The 19918-nt window shown below is 64.3% G+C and carries 15 protein-coding genes and 4 pseudogenes; 9 read left to right on the plus strand and 10 right to left on the minus strand.

Going from position 1 to position 19918, the window contains the following annotated elements; all coding sequences use genetic code 11:
* The first annotated feature begins 117 nt into the window (after positions 1-117).
* From NI18_RS24900 to NI18_RS02330, 3 genes and pseudogenes are all read left to right on the plus strand, one after another.
* Positions 118-342, plus strand: coding sequence for a hypothetical protein (locus NI18_RS24900; protein WP_037527764.1), 225 nt, complete (start codon positions 118-120; stop codon positions 340-342).
* 234 nt (positions 343-576) lie between these two features.
* Positions 577-2120 (plus strand): annotated as a pseudogene (locus NI18_RS27750) (oleate hydratase).
* A 54-nt stretch (positions 2121-2174) separates the two neighbouring features.
* Positions 2175-2585 (plus strand): annotated as a pseudogene (locus NI18_RS02330) (low affinity iron permease family protein).
* A gap of 62 nt (positions 2586-2647) precedes the next feature.
* Here NI18_RS02330 and NI18_RS02335 read toward each other — a convergent pair.
* The 6 genes and pseudogenes from NI18_RS02335 to NI18_RS02365 form a co-directional block, all read right to left on the minus strand.
* Positions 2648-2929, minus strand: a complete 282-nt coding sequence (locus tag NI18_RS02335; RefSeq protein ID WP_128082036.1) for a hypothetical protein — start codon at positions 2927-2929, stop codon at positions 2648-2650.
* A 135-nt stretch (positions 2930-3064) separates the two neighbouring features.
* Positions 3065-3836: pseudogene (locus NI18_RS24060) on the minus strand (IS5 family transposase).
* 81 nt (positions 3837-3917) lie between these two features.
* Positions 3918-5294 carry a hypothetical protein gene (locus NI18_RS02350; protein WP_084214964.1) on the minus strand — a complete coding sequence of 459 codons (1377 nt, stop codon included), beginning with the start codon at positions 5292-5294 and terminating at the stop codon, positions 3918-3920.
* Positions 5291-7696: a phosphoketolase family protein gene (locus NI18_RS02355; RefSeq protein WP_084214966.1), complete on the minus strand. Its 2406-nt coding sequence runs from the start codon at positions 7694-7696 to the stop codon at positions 5291-5293. Before NI18_RS02355 ends, NI18_RS02350 begins: the two co-directional genes overlap by 4 nt.
* Entirely contained in the window at positions 7693-8730 is a 1038-nt protein-coding gene (gene adhP / locus NI18_RS02360; RefSeq protein WP_037527766.1) for an alcohol dehydrogenase AdhP, read from the minus strand. The genes NI18_RS02355 and adhP overlap by 4 nt, the downstream gene beginning before the upstream one ends.
* A 47-nt stretch (positions 8731-8777) precedes the next feature.
* Positions 8778-9464 (minus strand): NAD(P)H-dependent oxidoreductase, encoded by a 687-nt coding sequence (locus NI18_RS02365; RefSeq protein WP_128082037.1) that lies wholly within the window; start codon positions 9462-9464, stop codon positions 8778-8780.
* A 334-nt stretch (positions 9465-9798) separates the two neighbouring features.
* On the opposite strand from NI18_RS02365, the pseudogene NI18_RS02370 reads away from it, so the two are divergent.
* Positions 9799-10958 (plus strand): annotated as a pseudogene (locus tag NI18_RS02370) (IS30 family transposase).
* 708 nt (positions 10959-11666) lie between these two features.
* Here NI18_RS02370 and NI18_RS02375 read toward each other — a convergent pair.
* The 4 genes from NI18_RS02375 to NI18_RS02390 all read right to left on the minus strand — a co-directional run bounded on the left by NI18_RS02375 (position 11667) and on the right by NI18_RS02390 (position 16053).
* A complete protein-coding gene (locus NI18_RS02375) occupies positions 11667-13133 on the minus strand; it encodes a S41 family peptidase (RefSeq protein WP_037527874.1) in 1467 nt (488 codons plus the stop codon).
* Positions 13134-13215: 82 nt separating this feature from the next.
* A complete protein-coding gene (locus tag NI18_RS02380; RefSeq protein WP_198526924.1) occupies positions 13216-14313 on the minus strand; it encodes an AraC family transcriptional regulator in 1098 nt (365 codons plus the stop codon).
* A gap of 405 nt (positions 14314-14718) precedes the next feature.
* Positions 14719-15081 (minus strand): hypothetical protein, encoded by a 363-nt coding sequence (locus tag NI18_RS25455; RefSeq protein WP_128082039.1) that lies wholly within the window; start codon positions 15079-15081, stop codon positions 14719-14721.
* Positions 15082-15120: 39 nt separating this feature from the next.
* Positions 15121-16053, minus strand: coding sequence for an IS5 family transposase (locus NI18_RS02390; RefSeq protein WP_037527770.1), 933 nt, complete (start codon positions 16051-16053; stop codon positions 15121-15123).
* A gap of 171 nt (positions 16054-16224) precedes the next feature.
* Between NI18_RS02390 and NI18_RS21980 the strand changes: the two genes are divergently transcribed.
* The 5 genes from NI18_RS21980 to NI18_RS02410 all read left to right on the plus strand — a co-directional run bounded on the left by NI18_RS21980 (position 16225) and on the right by NI18_RS02410 (position 19904).
* Positions 16225-16602, plus strand: a complete 378-nt coding sequence (locus tag NI18_RS21980) for a hypothetical protein (protein ID WP_052148935.1) — start codon at positions 16225-16227, stop codon at positions 16600-16602.
* Positions 16599-17957 (plus strand): TonB-dependent receptor, encoded by a 1359-nt coding sequence (locus NI18_RS02395; RefSeq protein WP_052148936.1) that lies wholly within the window; start codon positions 16599-16601, stop codon positions 17955-17957. The genes NI18_RS21980 and NI18_RS02395 overlap by 4 nt, the downstream gene beginning before the upstream one ends.
* On the plus strand, positions 17957-18976 hold the full coding sequence (locus tag NI18_RS02400; RefSeq protein ID WP_037527772.1) for a phytase: 1020 nt from the start codon (positions 17957-17959) through the stop codon (positions 18974-18976). The genes NI18_RS02395 and NI18_RS02400 overlap by 1 nt, the downstream gene beginning before the upstream one ends.
* 94 nt (positions 18977-19070) lie before the next feature.
* Positions 19071-19319: a glutaredoxin domain-containing protein gene (locus NI18_RS02405; protein ID WP_037527878.1), complete on the plus strand. Its 249-nt coding sequence runs from the start codon at positions 19071-19073 to the stop codon at positions 19317-19319.
* A gap of 3 nt (positions 19320-19322) precedes the next feature.
* Positions 19323-19904 (plus strand): TspO/MBR family protein, encoded by a 582-nt coding sequence (locus tag NI18_RS02410; RefSeq protein ID WP_084214969.1) that lies wholly within the window; start codon positions 19323-19325, stop codon positions 19902-19904.
* Positions 19905-19918: the final 14 nt, after the last annotated feature.

Consider the following 19918-nt stretch of genomic DNA (forward strand, 5'->3'; position numbering starts at 1 on the left):
CGCGCGACAGCTGATGCTGCGCTCGGAAGACTATGCGTCCGGTCCTATGCGACCTGTGCAGCCCTGCTCGCCGATCCGAGGTCGCGCGATTATCCGTGCATCATCCTCGACCTCGAGATGGAGGACATCGACGGCCCCGCCCTCCTGCGCGAAATGCGGGCCAGTGGCTGGCGCGGCAAGGCGATTCTCCTCGATGGTCTCGATCCCGGCAGTCCGATGTTGATCGAGGCCAAGCGCCACGGCGACACGGTGCTTTCACGCAATATCGGCGATCGGACGCTGCTGACCGCGATTGAGGCATCGATCGATCACGGTTGGGCCGGCTGGAACGCCGAGGGCTGAGCGTATGTAGTTCCCGACGCTGGGCCGAACCACGTCGTGGGCGGTACTGACAAGGCTCACCCAGCCCGACCCAACGACCTATCCCAGGTCCAGCAGCAGCGGCACGGAGATTTCGCCATGATCGTCAGCCAAGAAGGCGCCGAGCTGTTGCTATTCAAGCGCCCCGCCCCCCAGGCAGGTGCCAAGGCGTGGCTAGTCGGGGGCGGCATCGCCTCGCTGTCCGCAGCGGCGTTCATGATCCGAGATGGCGACATGCTGGGGTCGGACATCACAATCATCGAGGAATCCGACATCATCGGCGGTAGCCTTGACGGATCAGGCACCCCCGAGACAGGCTACGTCCTGCGTGGCGGACGGATGATCGAGAGCAAGTATCTTTGCACGTTCGATCTGTTCGCATCGATCCCGACGCTCGACGGCACCGGCACGGTCACCCAGGAGATCCTTGACTGGAACAAGACGATGCAGACGTCGTCGAAGTCGCGGCTTTTCATAGATGGCGAGCGGCGAACGGCGCCAGCGTTCGGTCTCACCGAGGGCCATATTCTGACGATCGAGCGCCTCGGCCTTGAACCAGAGGCGATGCTGGGCCGGTCGACGATCGCGGATCAGTTCGACCCTGCGTTCTTCGAGACCAATTTTTGGTACATGTGGTGCACGACGTTCGCATTTCAGCCGTGGCACAGTGCGATCGAGTTCAAGCGCTATCTCGTCCGTTTCGCGCACATGGTCGGCGGATTCAACCGACTGACCGGCATCATGCGGACCGTCTACAATCAGTATGACTCGATGGTGCTGCCATTCCGCAAATGGCTCGACGATCGCGGTGTGCGGTTCGAGACGGGCACGCGCGTCGTCAACCTTGAGTTCACCCATCGGGGAGGCGGCGACGCGTCGAGGCGATTATCATCGACAAGGCCGGCGTGGAGGATAGCATCGAGGTCGGCATTGATGATTATGTTCTCGTCACGCTGGGGTCGATGACCGAGGCATCGACCCTTGGCGGCATGGACACGGTGCCGGCACTGAAGGGCAAGACCGACGGCGGGGCTTGGTTGCTGTGGGAAAAAATCGCGGCAGGCCGCGGGGATTTTGGCCGGCCGTCGGTGTTCGCCGATCACATCGACCAGTCCAAATGGGTGTCGTTCACGACGACGCTAAGCGATCCGACATTCCTCGATCTGGTCCGTGATGCAACCGGCAACGTGCCCGGCGAGGGCGGGCTCGTCACCTTCCCACAGTCGAGCTGGCTGGCGTCGATCGTTATACCTCATCAGCCGCATTTCATCGGCCAGCCCGAGGACGTGACCGTTTTCTGGGGGTACGGCCTGTCCGTCGATGCGATCGGCGACTTCGTGAAGAAGCCGATGTCCGCTTGTACTGGGCGTGAGATCATGGTCGAGATCCTGGGGCATCTCGGCATTGTCGAGGAGGCTGACGCTATCCTCACAGCCTCGAATTGCATCCCGTGTATGATGCCCTTCATCACAAGCCAATTCCTGCCGCGCAAGCATGGCGACCGTCCCCAGGTAGTGCCGACACAGTCGGTCAATTTCGGCTTCATCGGACAGTTCTGTGAGCTGGCCGATGATGTCGTCTTTACGGTCGAATACTCCATTCGATCAGCGCAGGCAGCAGTGGCGGAGCTGCTCGGGCTTCAGCGCACCCCGCCGCCCGTCTACAAGGGTGCCTACGACCCGCGGGTACTGTTCCAAGCGTTTGTCGCCTTGCATGACCTTGGCGATCGGCCGCCCGAACGGGTGCTCGATGCAGTCTGATCGATTGACGAAGCCTGGCGCGGGATCACCGCTGCCTGCCGTGGCATGCTGAACATGCTCGATCGCATGTTCACTGCCACGGCGACCCGCATAGCCGGCTTTGCCGGCCAACCCGGTGCCTTCGTGACTGCGGTCGGCATCATCGTCCTCTAGTCGGTAACAGGGCCGCTGTTCGGCTATTCGGATACGTGGCAACTGGTCGTGAATACGGCGACCACGATCGTCACGTTCCTGATGGTCTTTCTGATCCAGAACTCGCAGAACCGAGACGCAGCCGCCATGCAGGCCAAGCTCGATGAGCTGATCCGGGCGGTCGATGCAGCGCGATCGCAATTCATCGGTATCGAGCACCTCACCGATCGCGAGATCGAAAAGGTGCGCTCAGATTTGGAACGCGAATGCAGCGAGACTGACGGCAAGCTGTCGCCTGCCGTCAGTCTCGCCAATCTTAAAAACCGCCTTTGAAATTTGCCAACGCACCGCCCCGACGTTTGCATCAGGGGTAGTGTCGGGCGATGTGTTCAAGCTCAGGCCAGAACACGCGCGAAGCGCGTCGCCCGATCGGTGAGATGATCCATCAGGTCGGCCGCATGCATCGTCAGCCGGTCCTGAACTGCATCAAGCGGTGGGCGGACGAACATTGCCATGTCGTGGACGATGGCGCGCTGATCGTGTGATCCGCCAGCGAGCATTGCAACAACAATGTTCTCCAGCGCGATAACGCGGCTGCGCAGGCAGACCATGTTCTGATCAGATAGGTGATTATCAATATCCACCGGGGGCGGCTTGACCGGCGCTGGATGCGACAATGCCCCACCTTCGTTATCCCAGCGCGCGAGCGCGCTCGCCCGAAAGACGGCGACGGGGGGGCTGCGATGCGGCCTCAAGCATCGACCGTGGTTTCGACCAATGTCGCTCCGGCGCGGCGAGGATGTATCAGCGACCTAGGCCACGTGGACAAAGGGCAGCCACAGCGTAACTGAAGCTAGCGCCACGAAGCCGAGATATGACTCTGCGGTCTTGTCATAACGCGTTGCGACACGGCGCCAGTTCTTGAGTTTGCTGAACAGGCGCTCGACGAGATTACGCCAACGGTATTTCTCGCGATCGTGCGAGATCGGTATACGACGGTTGCTCTTGGTTGGAATGACCGCCTCGACATCCGCCTTGGCCAGTTCCTGTCGGATAGCATCGGCGTCATAGCCCTTATCGGCAAGCAGCGCCTCGATCCGGTCAGCCAGCATCCCGAACAAGGGCCCGAACCCCTTTACGTCGTGGGCCTGCCCCGGTGTCAGGACGAAACATAGCGGCCTTCCCTGGCCATCGCAGCGTGCGTGCAGCTTGGTCGTGAAGCCTCCTCGCGAACGGCCGAGCCCTTCGAATTCCTGATCCCTTTTTTTAGCCCGACGGCGCAGTGGTGCGCCCGGACTACGGTGCTGTCGATCATGTCGGCACTGGTATCCCGCTCGACGGCAGCGGCGAGGGTCTCCAGCATGGCTTCGAACACGCCCGTCACGACCCAGCGACGATACCGCCGGAACACGCTGTTCCACTTGCCGTATTCATCCGGCAAATGACGCCATTGCGCGCCTGTCCGCGCCATCCACACCATGCCTTCGAAATAGGGCCGGTTGTCGCCAGCGGGTCGCAGCCACGCCCTCGCTCCGACGGCAGCAGGGGCCCGATCAGAGCCCACTCCTCATCCGAAACCCCAATCCGCTCGCCCAACGTCGCCTCCAAAAGGCAGCCTTGAATCAAGCGATCAGACGCGCGTCAACCTTTGTCCACGTGACCTAGTTAGCGACGTAAGCCGATCGCCATAGGCCTCGGCGATGCCGACATGCGATGCACGCGCGCAGCTGTCGGTCGATGCCGCAGCCAAGGCCTCAGAGCGCGCGATCCGGTTGATGCAATATGCGGCTTCGTCCGGGTTCGTGTACATCGACGATCTCCTGATCGGTGCGCCATGCGATCGCGATGATCGTTCCTCGAATGGCTGTCCAATCTAGTAGCCCCTCGCTGCCCGACCTTCGACGATCGGAATATACATAGAGGCGCAGTCTGGGCGTCGCGGGACCGGAAACGGTACTCGCCCACCTCAGCCTCGGGGATTATCGCCCGCATATGGCGCACAATGACGGCTTCTTCGCGTGAGGGGCGCGCGAGAGCAATGCAAACCCCTTTGGGCGTCAACCCGTCCGACGTTGCCAGCGTTACGCCCGCCCAAGCGAGATCTGCGCAGATCATCTCCCGCACGGGCGCGTCATGCTCGCCGATCCCGCCCGTGAACACGATCATGTCGGCGCCCCCCAGCGCAGTCATCATCGCCGCGATCTGCTTGCCGACCGACCGGCAGAACATGGCGACGGCCAGATCTGCGTCGGCATCGGGCGAGGCATCATGCAGGACGCGCATATCGCCCGACCGGCCGGAGATGCCGAGCATCCCGGCCTCCTTGTCGATCAGCTGCTCCATCTCGGCCGGACCATAGCTGCCCGCGCGCATCAGGTGGATCAACACGCCAGGATCGATGTCGCCGGTCCGCGTACCCATGATGACGCCGCCCGATGGCGTCAGGCCCATGCTCGTATCGATCGACCGACCTTCACGCACCGCAGTGATGCTGGCGCCGTTGCCGAGATGCGCGATTACCAGCCGCGTCGGCAGGTTCGGCCCGAGCTGATGCACGACGGACTCGCATGACAGGCCGTGGAAGCCATACCGGTGCAGCCCCGCTGCGCGCTGCGACCGCGGGATCGGGAGCGTCCGCGCGATGTCGGGCATGCCGGCGTGGAACACGGTATCGAAACAGGCGATCTGCGCACGTCCCGGGTAGCGCGCGGTCGCGGTCGCCAACAGTGCCAGCGCCGCGGGCACGTGGAGCGGTGCGAACGGCTCAGCCTGTTCCAGCTTGGCGATCACCTCAGCATCGATCTGGCAATGCCGCAGCAGCTGCGGTCCGCCATGCACGATGCGATGCCCGACCGCGATCGGCGAAGGCGCACCGGCCTTCGCCAGCGCCGCGTCGATCGCCGCGAATGCGGCGTCGCCATCGGCCGGATCGACCTGTCCCGTCACGATCGCCGGCAGGTCGGGCGCGGCCAAGTCGAACGCCGCGAACTTCAGCGACGACGATCCGCTGTTAAGCACCAGCGCAATCCTGCGCTGGATCATGCCGGCCAGCGCCAGTCACGCACCTCCGGCATGTCGTCGCCGTTCTCGGCGATGTAGAGCTTGTGACGCTCCATCGTCGTCCAGTAGCGCGCCGTTTCCGCCGGCACGCGGTCACGCAAGCGCGGGATGTGCTCGATCGCGTCGAGCGCCAGGCGATAGCGATCGAGATCGTTCAATACGACCATGTCGAACGGTGTCGTTGTTGTCCCCCGCTCCTGATAGCCGCGCACGTGAATGTTGGCGTGGTTCGCGCGGGCATAAGTCAGCTTGTGGATCAGCGCGGGATAACCGTGGAACGCGAAGATCACCGGCTTGTCGCGCGTGAACATTGCGTCGAACTCGCGCTCGTCGAGGCCGTGCGGATGCCGCGTGCGGGGTTGCAGGACCATCAGGTCGACGACGTTCACCACCCGGATGCGAATGTCGGGCACATACTCGCGCAGCAGCGTTACTGCGGCTAGCGCCTCGAGCGTCGGCACGTCGCCGGCGCAGGCCATGACGACCTCGGGATCAGCGTCGTCCCCTGCCCAGTCCCAAATGCCGGCGCCGGCCGTACAGTGCCGGACCGCCGCGTCCATGCTGAGCCATTGCGCTTCAGGTTGCTTGCCCGCGACGATGACGTTCACATAGCCGCGGCTACGCAGGCAATGGTCGGCGACCGACAGCAGGGTGTTCGCATCGGGCGGCAGGTAGAGCCGCGCCACATCCGCGGTCTTGTTGGCGACGTGATCGAGGAAGCCGGGATCCTGGTGCGACAGGCCGTTATGGTCCTGGCGCCAGACATGCGAGGTCAGCAGGTAGTTGAGCGAGGCGATCGGTCGGCGCCACGGGATGCCCTTGGTGACCTTCAGCCATTTGGCGTGCTGGTTGACCATCGAATCGACAATATGGACAAACGCCTCGTAGCACGAGAACAGCCCGTGGCGGCCGGTCAGCAGATAGCCCTCGAGCCAGCCCTGGCAGAGATGCTCGCTAAGCACCTCCATTACCCGGCCATCGGTCGTCAGGTTCTCGTCGACGGGTTCGATATCAGCCATCCAGACCTTGCCCGACACGTCGTATACATCGGCGAGCCGGTTGGAGGCGGTCTCGTCGGGGCCGAACAGGCGGAAGTTCACCGTGGCCATGTTGAGCTTCATCACGTCGCGCAGGTACTTGCCAAGCACGCGCGTGGCGGGTGCATCGACCTGCCCGGGCGCTGTGACCGGCACTGCGTAGCTGCGGAAGTCCGGCAGCGACAGCGGCGCTAGCAGCTCGCCGCCATTGGCATGCGGGTTCGATCCCATCCGCCGATGTCCGGTCGGCGCCAACGATGCGTACTCGTTGAGAAACTTGCCGTTTGCGTCGAACAGCTCTTCCGGCCGATAGCTGCGCATCCACGCCTCGAGCTGCCGCAGGTGCTCGGGATCCTTGAAGTCGGCGATCGGCACTTGGTGCGAGCGCCACGTTCCCTCGACCGGCTTACCATCGACAACCTTCGGCCCCGTCCAGCCCTTGGGCGTGCGGAACACGATCATCGGCCAGCGCGGGCGCTCCGGGATTGTGCCTTCGACGCGGGCCGCGGCCTGGATCGCCTTGATCCGCGCCAGCGCGTGATCGAGCGCGACCGCCAGCTGCTGGTGAACCACCTCAGGATCGCTGCCTTCGACGAAGATCGGCTCATGCCCATAGCCCCGCAGCAACGCATCGAGCTCGTGGGCGTCGATGCGTGCGAGGATTGTCGGGTTGGCGATCTTGAACCCGTTGAGATGCAGGATCGGCAGCACCGCCCCGTCCCGTGCGGGGTTCACGAACTTGTTGGAATGCCAGCTTGCCGCCAGCGCGCCGGTTTCCGCCTCACCGTCGCCAATCACGCACGCGACGAGCAGATCGGGATTGTCGAACGCTGCGCCGTAGGCATGCGCCAGCGAATAGCCCAGCTCGCCACCCTCATGGATCGACCCCGGCGTCTCTGGGGCGACGTGGCTGGGGATACCGCCCGGCCAGGAGAACTGGCGGAACAGTCGGTGCATGCCCGAACGACTACGCTCGATCGCCGGATACCGCTCGGTGTACGAGCCTTCTAGATAGGTGTGCGCGACCAACCCGGGGCCGCCATGCCCCGGACCGATAATGTTTATCATGTCCAGATCATGCTCGACGATGAGCCGGTTGAGGTGGACGTAGAGGAAGTTTAGCCCCGGCGTCGTGCCCCAATGGCCGAGCAACCGCGGCTTCACGTCGGTGATCGTAAGCGGCCGCTCAAGCATCGCGTTATTGCGCAGGTAGATCTGGCCGACCGACAGATAGTTGGCGGCACGCCAATAAGCGTCCATTCGCCGCAGCATGTCCGGCGTCAGCGGATGCGTATGAGCATGCCGCTCGGCGCGACGGCTGTGCGGTAGAGTCTCGATCGCGTTCATGACTGGTTTCCGAAATCGAGGACGACGCGCGAGGGCACCTGGCCATGTTCGAGGCGGTCGAAGACGGCGTTGATCGCCGATAGCGGTTGCAGCTCGATATCCGCCTTCACCTTGCCGGTCGCGGCGAACGCCAGCGCCTCGGCCATGTCCTTTCGGGTACCGACGAATGAGCCGCGGACAGTGATGCAGTTCGCCACCACATCGAACAGTGGCAGTGGAAACTCGCCGGGTGGCAGGCCGACGAGCACGCAGGTGCCGTGCCGGCGCGTCATCGCCACGCCCTGGTTAAAGGCGGCGAGCGACGGCGCGGTGATGAGCACGCCGTGCGCGCCCCCGCCGGTCGCGGCCTTCAGCTCGCCGATCGGGTCGGTGCTACGCGCATTGACCAGCACTTCCGCACCAAGCGCTTTGGCGTGCGCCAGCTTGCCATCATCGACGTCGATTGCGCAGACCCGCAGCCCCATTGCGATGGCATATTGGACGGCAAGATGGCCAAGCCCGCCGACGCCCGAGATTGCGACCCATTCGCCGGGCTTTGCGCCGGTTTCCTTCAGGCCCTTATAGGTCGTGATGCCGGCGCAGATGATCGGCGCGGCCTCGACCGCAGACAATCCATCCGGGATGCGCGCGACATAGTTCGGGTCGGCGAGGATGTATTCGGCGAATCCGCCATTGCGGGTGTAGCCGCTGAACTGGATGTCGGGACAAACGGTCTCCCAGGCCGACAGGCAATATTCGCAGTGTCCGCACGCCGAGTACATCCACGGCACGCCGACCCGGTCGCCGAGCTTCACAACCTCGACGCCGGCACCGACCTCGACGACGATGCCGATGCCTTCATGGCCCGGGATGAAGGGTGGGGTCGGCTTGACCGGCCAGTCGCCGCGCGCGGCGTGCAGATCGGTGTGACACACCCCGCACGCCTCGGTTTTGACCAAGATCTGCCCTGGTCCGGCGGTTGGGATTGGAAACTCTCGAAGGGTCAGCGGTTCGCCGAAGGCCTCGACGACGGCAGCCTGCATCATGTGCGGCATAGAGACTTCCTTTGATATGATGGGCGATGCGGCAGTCGTGGGGGCCGTCATCGTGAAAATCGCCGCGCAAGCTGGGAATCGTGCATTAGCGCTTCGTCGCCGAAAGCGACCTGTGCGCAGGTCCGATGTGCCTGCTGTGCCACCTCCCAGAGATAGCTGGCGGCGGATTGCTGACCCGTCTTGTCGGTAATCAGCGCGAACCGTTTGTGCTCGCGCGAGTGCATGCCGAAGGCGTGGACGATATAGTCGTCGAAGACCGCGCCCAGACCCATCTCCTGCCCTTCCTGGGCAAGCCAGGGTTCCGACATCGCCGAGGTGGTGAAACTCAATAGCCGCTTGTTGCCGAGCAGGTCGCCACGTGCCTGATGACGAACGTCGTCAGGCGATACGCCGGCGCCGAACACCCGTTCGACATAACCCTTCATCATGGCAGGCGCTGACCCGAACCAGATCGGATAGATCAGGACGAATACGTCGCACCCCAACAGGATCTCGTGCTCGGTCATCACATCGTGTGATCGGACCGGATCGGCGAGCGTCGGTCGCTCGTCCGCCTTCAGGATGGGATCGAAGTGCATGGCATAGAGGTCGCGCACGACAACGGTCTGCCCGGCCGCGCGTACTTCGTCGCAGTAGCGGGCAGCGATCGCATGGTTGAAGCTGTCAGGGTCGGGATGGCAGACAATCACCGCGTGCCTCCCATCGCGGGCGACGACCTGTTCCTGTATGCTCATCGTAAGACCCGATCTTCTGCGCAGCGGCGCTGCGCGGAATGTCCGAGCAGAGCATTCTGCCGAACGCTGGGCGCATGCTGCAAGGAGACGTTAAGTTAGACGTTTGCCGCCGTTCGGATCAGCCTCGGAAACTACGCAGTCGTACCTAAGTTGCGGGACTGCCCCCCCAGCCACCAGACGCAAGTCAGCGAAGAGCCAATAGACGATCCGTCCAAGCTGGCGTCACTACCCCCGCATAAAGCTTGTAGCGATCCGGAGCCGCCCTGTCGGGAAAGAGGGGTGGGTTCAACGGGTGGTCGCAACACTTCATTCTTTGAGGAGAAGGAGTGTGGGGATGAAGCAGCGTCAGCGGATTTATTACTCGGCGGCACAGCGATCCGAGATTTGGGACCGGTGGCAGCGCGGGGAGTCGATGAGTTCGATCGGCCGGCGGTTTGATCGGCAGTCGTCGTCGATTTTCTCGGTGCTGTCGCCGTCTGGCGGCATTCGTCCGGCGGAGCGCAGGCGGTCGGGCCGATCCCTCAGCCTGAGCGAGCGCGAGGAGATATCGAGAGGTCTTATCGTCGGCCGCTCGCTCAGAGCGATCGCAGCCCAGCTTGGTCGGGCGCCTTCGACGATCAGCCGCGAGGTCGGCCGGGGTGGCGGTCGGGATCGGTATCGCGGGACCGTCTCGGATCAGGCAGCGTGGGATCGCGCGCTGCGCCCCAAGCCGTGCAAGCTGGCTTGCCATCCCGACTTACGCCGAACAGTATCACGCAAGCTGCGCCGCAGCTGGTCGCCCGAGCAGATCGCTGGCTGGCTCAAGCGCAGCTTTCCGGACGAAGAGCAGCACCGCGTGTCACACGAGACGATCTACAAAAGCCTGTTCATCCAGCGCGTGGCGTCCTGAAGAAGGAGCTGCTCGAGCATCTCCGGGCGAAGCGCACGATCCGCCGCTCGCGCCACGCCAGCCTGAAGCGTGACGGGCTTGGCCAGATCAAAGATGCGATATCGATCAGCGAACGGCCGGCGTCAGTCGAGGACCGCGCCGTGCCCGGACATTGGGAGGGCGATCTCATCTCGGGCACGCGAAACAGCCATATCGTGACGCTGGTCGAACGCCAGTCACGCTATGTGATCCTGGCCAAGGTGGCGAACAAGGAGACCGCCAGCGTCGTCTCGGCCCTGATCAAGCAGGCGCGCAAACTGCCTCGCGAGCTCTATCAGTCGCTGACCTGGGATCGCGGCAAGGAACTTGCCGATCACAAGCGCTTCACCCTGGCGACCGAGGTCGACGTCTATTTTTGCGATCCGCAAAGCCCGTGGCAGCGCGGTACCAACGAGAACACCAATCGCCTGCTGCGCCAATATCTGCCCAAGGGAACGGATCTGTCGCTCCACAGCCAGGCCAAACTCAGCGCCATCGCTCGCCAGCTCAACGAGCGCCCCAGAAAGACCTTGATGTATCAGACACCGGCTGAAATGTTCGCCGAGCGTGTTGCGGCGACCCGTTGAACCCACCTCCAATAGATGACACTCAGATCAGCCTACCCGCTTCCCACAATCGCTGCTAATTCATGTTCCAAGTTTGACCGCTTCTCGGTTTTCATGGCGCATGCTGGTAGGTGCCTGCTCACCGTCGTCGCGAGCAGCCGGACCAGTTCCGGCTGCATAAATGCAAAACTGTTCATTACGTCAAACAAATCGCGCGCTTGTCTGCCAGAGCCACCCAGCTTTGAAGCTGGAGCTTGCTCCGATGCGCCTTCCTCATAACGAAGATCAGGTCGACCCGGCTGACCATTTCAGCCTTGAGCGAGTTCTCAGCGTCATGGTTAGGACGCGCGTCGGGTCCGAACGCGGTGGCGGCTCTCCCACCGATCGGTCCTGCGACTTCTAGAAACGGCTTAAGCTTGCGTCTCTCCCGATCGGAACGCCTGGCCCGTCCGTCAGAAGCGCAGCCAAGGCACCCTCAAGGTAGGTAAGCGCGGCGTCATCCAGCGCCTAGGCGATGAGTTCGGCCCCGTCCTCGTCGAGGCAGAGATCGGGGGGTCTGATCGGATCTCGCAATCATGCTGATGAAGGTAGTTAAGACCTCTATCTTGGTCGACCTCCCGACGACTACGGCAGCGGTGCGCCAGACCCGGACATTCGCAGTGGTTCCCGCTTACCAGCTCCGGTCGTTCGTTCATCCCGAACGCAAGCGCTCGGAGCCGCGGCCATTCGTCACGCAAGTGCGCGGATCAACTGGCCATCCGTGCCCTTCGCGATGTCTGCCCGCGTGATCGGGATTGCTATGTCCGGCTTCACACCCCGGTCGGGTTGCGGGGTCGTCGGAAACCGGCCGATCAGCGGCAGGTCGGCTTCCAGCCCGGTCGCAGGCAGTCGCACGAAGTAGAAGCAGCCACCGTTGATCCCGCGCCGGTTGCCGCCGGTCGTCTCACCGATCAGCGTTGCAAGGCGATTACGGCGGACGAAATCGGCGAACTGGAACGTCGCCGAACTGTTTTGCGGGCCGATCAGAACGCGCACGTCGCCCTCATAGCGTGTACCGCGCGGTCTGATCGGGTCCACCCGGTCGCCTTGCGCATCGAACCGGAGGAACCGGTCGCTGATCCTGGTCGCATTCTCTCCCAGATGGTCGAAACTGCGGTCCCACGTGTCGAGCACAGGCCGCAGGTCCTCGGGCACGGTGCGGTAGCGGACGAGCCTCTGGACCTCCTCGAACGGCGTCTCGCGGTTCACCAGCCGTTCGGCAAGCGCGTTACCGCAGTCGAGCCCCCCCTCGTTCGCGCGCAGATCGACGACCAATCGCGGCACCCGCTCGGCGACCAGCCGGTCGACCGCCTGATCGAGCCAGCCGCGCCAATCCCACTTGCTGTCGTAGAGACCCCAGCTCGGCATCGACAGAAGCGCGGCGTCGCCGCGCCGCTCGATCGTCCAGACCGGCGTGTCGCCGCTCGCATCGACGCCGGCGTGCGCGGTGGTACGGCGCTGCGCCAGCGAGACGCCGGCAACGGTCGCGGTACGTCGCCGTCCGGAGGGGTCTTCCACCGTCAGCTGATAGCGGTCCTGCCCGAACAGCATCGAGAAGAAGATGTCGAAGGTTTCGTAGCGGTCGTCTCCTTGGACCGAGAGAAGGCGGCGACGCTTGGCATCGTTGTGCCCATCCGCACGCGCGAGCGGCATGAGCGCGGCGAGAATGGCGCTCGCGGATCGGCCGTTGACCGCCAGGATGCGGCTTCCCGGCGAGATCCCCGTGGCGAATGGATCGGCCGTGACGACCATCGCGTCGCCGATCCAGAGGAAGTCGAACGGCAACCGATCCGCTGCTCCGAACAACGCGACGGCGATCTCGCGTCGCTGGTTGTAGAAATTGGCATAGCTATGGCCGCAGCGCACGGTCGCGAGAAAGCGCGACAGCGTGAGGTAGAACGCCCGTAGCGTCATGGGGATGGCCGCCGCCTGGTCCAGCGCTGTGAAGCGGGCATCGATCTCCCGGGGCGTATTGTAACGGTGGATGCCGGGGTGGAGCTCGGCATATGCCCTGCGCAGTAACGCGACGTCCTCGCGCATCGCCGCGGCGCGGAGGAGCGTCGGACTGGATGAGGTCCGGGCGAGCAGCGGCGAGGCTGCAAAGGTGGCGCCGAGGCCGCCGAGCACGGTGCGGCGGGACGGTGGCGATGCGGTCATGTCGGCTCCGACGTTATGGATACCCCCTTCAAGCATGGCCGAGCGCGTACGCGTCGCCTCATCATCGCCCATGCCATGCGATTTATCGTTTGTGAGACGCCCGATACGCACTCGGTGAGCGACCATAGCGCCGCTGGAAGGCGCGGTTGAAGCTTGCCTTCGACGAGAACCCGGCGTCGAGCGCGATCGCCAAGACTGGCCGGGAATCATCCGCCGCCAGTGCCGCGGCCACGTCCTCGCAGCGAAGACCGTTGACGAAGTCCGAAAAGCCGACGCCCAGCCCCTCATTGAGTGCGCGCGACACATAGGTCTCGTTGGTCGCGAGCAGGCTCGCCAGCCGCCGCAGCGTCGGCGCGTCGTCGCGATACCACCCGTTATCGCGGATCCGCGTCGCCCATTCCTCCCCTTGCGCCTGCCAGTTTCGAACGGCGGGTGATCGCACCTCCGGATGCTCCAGTGTGTCGAGCGCCGGAAACGGCAACGCGAGATACCGCCATCCTGCGATCCCGAGATACAATGCGAACCCCGCGATCGCGGCGTAGAGCGGCATCAGCCCCCTATAGCCGAGCGGCTTCACCGCATCGACCAGCAGCCAGCCCGCCCAGACGATCGCCAGCAACGGATAGGCGACGGCGGTGCGGCTGAGCCACGCCGTCGCGAACCGCGCGTCGTCGCTGCGCTTTTGCGACAGAGCGTCGCGGTAGCCGTGCAACAGCCGGATCGTCCACGCGCCATAGACGACGAAGCTGATCGCGAGCAGCGATGCGACGATCGCATTGCCGGTCGTGAAAGCAAGATCCGCCCAGTAATGCTTCAGCGGCGTCGGCAGGAGGAAGGCGGCAGCCTGATAGGCGAACTGGATCGCGCCCGGCAGCAGGTGTCGCCATGCCGCGGGCGACCAGCGGCCGGTGACGAGAGCATAAGCGTGAAGATAGAGGAGCGGCGGGACCAGCAGCGCGTTCGAGAAAGGCGCGAAGGTCAGCCACCACCAGCGATCGTAAAAGCCGGCAAACCCGATCAGCCAGGGCACGAAGACGCCGGTCATGACGATCAGCAGCGCGGCGAGCGCGCGCGCCGCCAGCCGGTTGTGGAACGACGCCGACAAGCCGACCGCCAGCGGAAGCAGAATTGCCGCTGCCACCGTGAGGACAGCCGTGCGCCAGCCAAAGACCAGATCCATGACGGTCAGCGTAGCTTAGCCGACACCCAAAGCTAGAGATCCCATTTCGGAAGGAGGCCAGTCGCCTCACCTGCGCACATCCGAGCACCCCCTCAGCGCTTGCACAGCTTAAAACTTGCGGCTCACGGCCGCTCGAAAGACGGGATGGCAAAGACCCAGAACCACTCGTGCAGCAGTGTCTTTGAGCAGGCCGAAAGCGGACGTCCGTTCACCTCTGCCGCTCGTGAGCGAATATCAGGACGCAGTGCGCGTGGCGGCAAATCCCGCGGGCCCCACTCCGGAGCAAAGGTAGTGCGAACAGCTTTACAGTATTCGGGTTGGTGCTGGCGTGCACCGCCGTCGACGCGCATGTCTCGCTTGGCGGCGGTGCGCCCCTCCTCGTCGCCCGTTGCAAGACGGGGTGGGTCATGAGCACCCCCCGCCGCACCCGCCATCGCCGCTACCGCATCCGTCCAACCCGCAAGCGCCACCGTCGAAGTTCAGATCGAAACGACGACCAGTTCTGCCGGCCTTTAGTCGCGCACCCTGGATCCATGTGACGATCGCGACGGCAAGGAGGAAAACGGCAACCAGCGCCACCATATCTTGAACGATCAGGACGACCAGGCCGGCGCAAATGAACCCGACCAACGTCGCCTCTTCCGCGCCCAGAAGCATCTTTCTGGTCCGGTCGATCCGCTGGAAATTTCCCGAGAATCGTTCGCAGGGATCGGGCCAAACATCTGCGGGCGGCGCAGCACCAAAGGTGTCCCGGTGGCTTTGTTGCACAAAGATAATTAAGCACAAATATGGTTTTACTGACGAGATCTATGCAACGCGGATGGTGGTCGGTGTTCCTATTTGTGAAAATCGATTGAGAACTGCGGCACGGAGTTTGAGCTCGGTAATCTGACGATCAAAGGTGCGCGATGCGACGCGCTCGCCGAGCAGCTTGAAGCAGTGCATCTTCGTCTCGACCAGGCTGCGGCGATGGTAGCCGCTCCACTTCTTCCAGATTGTTCGACCGAGCCTTTTCATCGCGCGTAGCGTTTCGTTGCGAGCATCGGCGCCGGCCGCCGGCTTCTTCCATGGCTGGCCGCCCCGGCGTACGGGAATGACCGCGTCTGCGCCCCGGGCTGCGATCGCGGCCCGACACTTTCTGGTGTCGTAGGCGCCATCACCCCCGACGATCGTAATCCGTTCGTCCGTCGGGATTTGCGCCAGCAGATCCGGCAGTGTCGCGGCGTCGCCAATCGCATTGGTTGTGACCTCGATGGCCCGGATCTCCAGGGTTTCGGCGTCGATCCCAAGGTGAACCTTACGCCACTGGCGACGGTAGGAAGCGCCGTGCTTGCGCGTCTTCCATTCGCCTTCGCCCATCATCTTGATCCCGGTACTGTCGACCAGCAAATGCAGACCACCCGTACTGGCGCGACCATCAAGTGACACCGCCAATGTCTTCTGCCGACGGCATAGCGTCGTGTAATCCGGCACCGGCCAATCCAGCTTTGCCAGCTTCAGCAGGCTGGCAACCAGTCCCGTCACCTGCCGTAGCGGCAGTCCGAACACTATCTTCAGCGTCAGGCAAACCCTGATCGCGCTGTCCGAAAACCGCATCGGCCGACCTCGACGACCAATCGGGGCTGCCAGCCAATCCATGCCCGGGTCAAACCAGACCTCCAGCGACCCGCGGCGCTTCAGCGCTGCGTTATACTCGCTCCAGTTCGTCGTGCGGTACTTCGGCATGGTCGGTTTTGGCATCCATCCCACCTACGCTTCCTGACCCTCACAGGGAATCCCAACGCCCTTTGTGCAACAAAGCCGTCGCGCACCCCGAACGGCACCGCAGCTTGCGCGGTCAATGCGCGCCCGGCCTCGGGCACCACGGGCTATGCGGATGTCTGCACGGGCAACACCCCCCTGCTCGGCACGGTGTACGGGATCGATCTCAATTCGAACTTCACGGTGCGCAAGTACAAGCAGTCGGTGTTCACCAACACGCTGGGCGGCGATCACGAACTCGGCGACTGGAAGGTCGCGTGGCGCGGCAACTACACCCGGTCGATCGACGACCGGTCGCAGCCTGCGCAGCTCAACTATGACAGCCCCTCGTTCGGCACCAACGGTGCGAATGCCGCCAACCGCCTGACCGTCGGCTATGACCTGACCGATCCGCAGCTCGCCAAGGTGCAGCTGTACCGGACGATCCGCAACGCCGATGGCAGCTTCTCACGCGGCGACCGGGTCACGGCGATCGAGGATTTTCCGCGCACCCTGTCGCGCTGCGCTCGCTCAAGGCGCAGGACGTGACCGAGGCCTATACCGCCAAGCTCGACATCAGCCGCGAGGCGTCGGTGTTCGGCGCCTCGACGATCCTCGCCGCCGGCGTGCGCTATGACGACCGCACCAAGACGTCGAACGAATATCTGCTCGACCTGTCGACGCCCGCGCAGTTCGCCGCGGCGGGTATCGCGACGAACTATTCGGCGATCGCCAAGCCCGGCGGGTTCCAGGGCGAGATCCCGCTCGGCTACACCTTCCAGTATTTCGACCGCGACAAGGTTCTCGGGCTGGTCGACCAAGCCAAGGCGGTCGGCAGCTATGTGCGCAGCGACGCCAATTTCTACGATGTCGGCGAGAAGGTCTATTCGGCCTATGCGATGGCAACTGCGACGACCCACTGGGGCAGCATCATCGGCGGCGCCCGCGTCGAGCATATCCGCAACGACGCGCAGGCCTTCTCCTCGGTCGGGTTGATCGACGTGAAGGCGAGCCAGACGCTGGTCTATCCCAGCCTCCACCTCAACTGGGACGTCGACGACCGGATGAAGGCACGGCTGTCGTTCAACACCGGCGCCGCGCGTCCCGATTATGATCAGCTGCGCCCCAATCTCAGCTATAACGACGCGAACGCCACCATCTCCGGCGGCAATCCCGATGCGAAGCCCGAAAAGGCGAAGGGCGTCGATCTCTACGTCGAATATTACACGATGCCGCGCGGCTTCCTGTCGATCGGCGCCTATTACAAGGACGTCACCGACGTCCTGTTCGATTCGACGCAGACGTTCGGGCGGACGACGCTGAACACCGGCGGCGTCGACCGATCGGGCTATCTCTATTCGACGATCGTCAACGGCGGCAGCGGCTATATCATGGGCATCGAGGGTGCGATCCAGCAGCAGCTCGAGCCCTTCACCGCCGATCTCGGGCTGCCCGAATGGATGGGTGGCTTCGGCGTCCAGCTCAACGCGACGATCAATAAGAGCCGCGCCGAGACGCCGGGGACCGCGGCCCTGCCCTCGCGCAAGGTGCCGCTGCCCGGTGCGTCGGACGCGATCTACAATCTGATCGCCTATTACGAGAAATACGGCTTTTCGGCGCGGGTGTCCTATCAAAACCGCTCGGCATGGCTCGATGCGATCGGCGGCACCGACACGATCGGCGGCGTCGTCCGCGGGATCGACGGCGGCGACTTCTACTGGGCGAAGGACAATGAGCTCGACGCCAGTGTGCGGTACGCGATCAACAACAATGTCGAGATCTACGGCGACTTTGCCAATCTGCTGAACGGCCCGGGCCGCCGCTATGCCGGCTCGTCCGCCTATACGATCGAGCATGAGACGTTCGGGCGGCGCTATACCGGCGGCGTGCGGGTGACCTTCTGATGCGCGGACTGCCGCTCGTCGCGCTGATCCTCGCCGGGTGCGCGACCACAAGCGTGCCCCAGACGGCCACCGCGCCGCTGGTCGCGGCGACCGCGGAAACCGATCCGGTCGATACCGCGGCGGATGCGGCGGACGATCCCACGATCTGGCGCAACCCCGCCGACCCGGCGAAGAGCCTGGTCATCGGGACGGACAAGAAGGCGGGCATCCACGTCTACAGCCTGGCCGGCAAGCGGCTGAGCTTCACGCCCGCCGACCGGCTGAACAATGTCGACCTTCGCACCGTCGGCACGCGCGTGATCGCGGCGGCGAGCGACCGCGCCGATGTCGACGCCGCACACGTCTCGCTGTTCACGCTCGACACCGCGGCGGCGAGGCTCGTGCCGCTCGGCCGGTTCCCGGTCGGCCCGGGCGAGGCTTACGGCATGTGCCTGTGGACACGCGCGCGCGATCACGCGCTGTTCGGCTTCGTCGTGCTGAAGGACGGGCGGATCGATCAGGTCGCGATCGACGTATCGGGCGGCGTCCCCAAGGTCACGACCGTCCGCTCGATGAAGCTGGCGAGCCAGGCCGAGGGCTGCGTCGTCGACGACCGGACCGGGCTGCTCTACGTCGCGGAAGAAGATGTCGGGCTCTGGCGGTTCGACGCGGATCCGGCGGCACCGGCGACCGCAACGCCGATCGCGCGGGTCGACGGCAGAACGCTCGTCGCCGATGCGGAAGGTCTCGCGCTCGCGCCCTCGGGCCGCCGCGGCGGCTATCTGGTTGTCTCGAGCCAGGGCGACAACGCCTATACGCTCTACCGCCTGCCCGGCGTCACCTATGCGGGGCGGTTCCGGATCGGCGGCGGGGCGATCGACGGGACCAGCGATACCGACGGCATCGACCTGATGCTCGGCGATTTCGGCCCGGCCTATCCGGGCGGCCTGTTCGTCGCGCAGGACGGCGACAACGCACCCGACACGCAGAACTTCAAGTTCGTCAGCTGGACGGCCGTGCGTCGCGCCGTGCGCCGCTAGCCCGCGACGTCCGGAGGGAACGTCTGGGGCCATCCCGCGCTATAGGATCTGGCATCGATCGGCGTATCGAGAGGCCGCAGATCCGAGGACGATGATGACCCAGACCCGTACCGCGACGCTGCACCGGATGGTGCTGCCCGATCACACCTGCCCGTTCGGCGTCCGCGCCGAGCAGCTGCTTCAGGCCGAAGGCTATGACGTCGACGACCAGATTCTGCGCGATCGGGACACGGTCGAGGCGTTCAAGACCGAGCACGGCATTGCAACGACTCCGTTGATCGTCATCGATGGCGAGACGATCGGTGGCTGCGACGACCTCGAACGCTATCTGGCGGAGCGTTGACCGATGGCCCATCCTGATCACCATCCGGTCGCGTCGCCCGTTCCGCCGCTTGTGCCACCGCCACCGCCACCGCCAGCACTGTCGCGGACCGCTGCCGCGCTGATCGTCGTGTCGGTCCTCGGCGTCAGCGCCGCAATCGGTCGCCGCAATGCGCCCGACCCCTCCCATCCGCGGACCCGCCGCTGGTACAAGCGGCTCGACAAGCCCAGCTATACCCCGCCCGATGCCGTGTTCGGCGCGGTGTGGCCGGTGCTCGAGACCGGGCTTGCCGTCGGTGGATATCGTCTGCTCCGCCAACCCTCAGGGCCACGTCGCACGAGTGCGGTCGGGCTGTGGCTGCTCAACACTGCGATGGTCGGCGGCTGGACCGAAATCTTCTTTCACAAGCGGGCGCTGCGATCCGGCGCGGTCGTCGCAGGCACGATGGTCGCAACCGGCGGTGCGTATGTCGCGGCGGCGGCGAAGGTCGATCGTCCCGCGGCACTGCTGGGCGTGCCGTTCGTGGGCTGGCTCGGCTTTGCGACATTGCTCGCCACGCGCATCAGCGCGCGCAATCCCGACTCCGACGCGGCGGACGCCCGGTGACCGATCTGGTCGTC

The sequence above is a fragment of the Sphingomonas sp. Ant20 genome, assembly GCF_000783375.1.
Classification (GTDB): domain Bacteria; phylum Pseudomonadota; class Alphaproteobacteria; order Sphingomonadales; family Sphingomonadaceae; genus Sphingomonas; species Sphingomonas aerolata.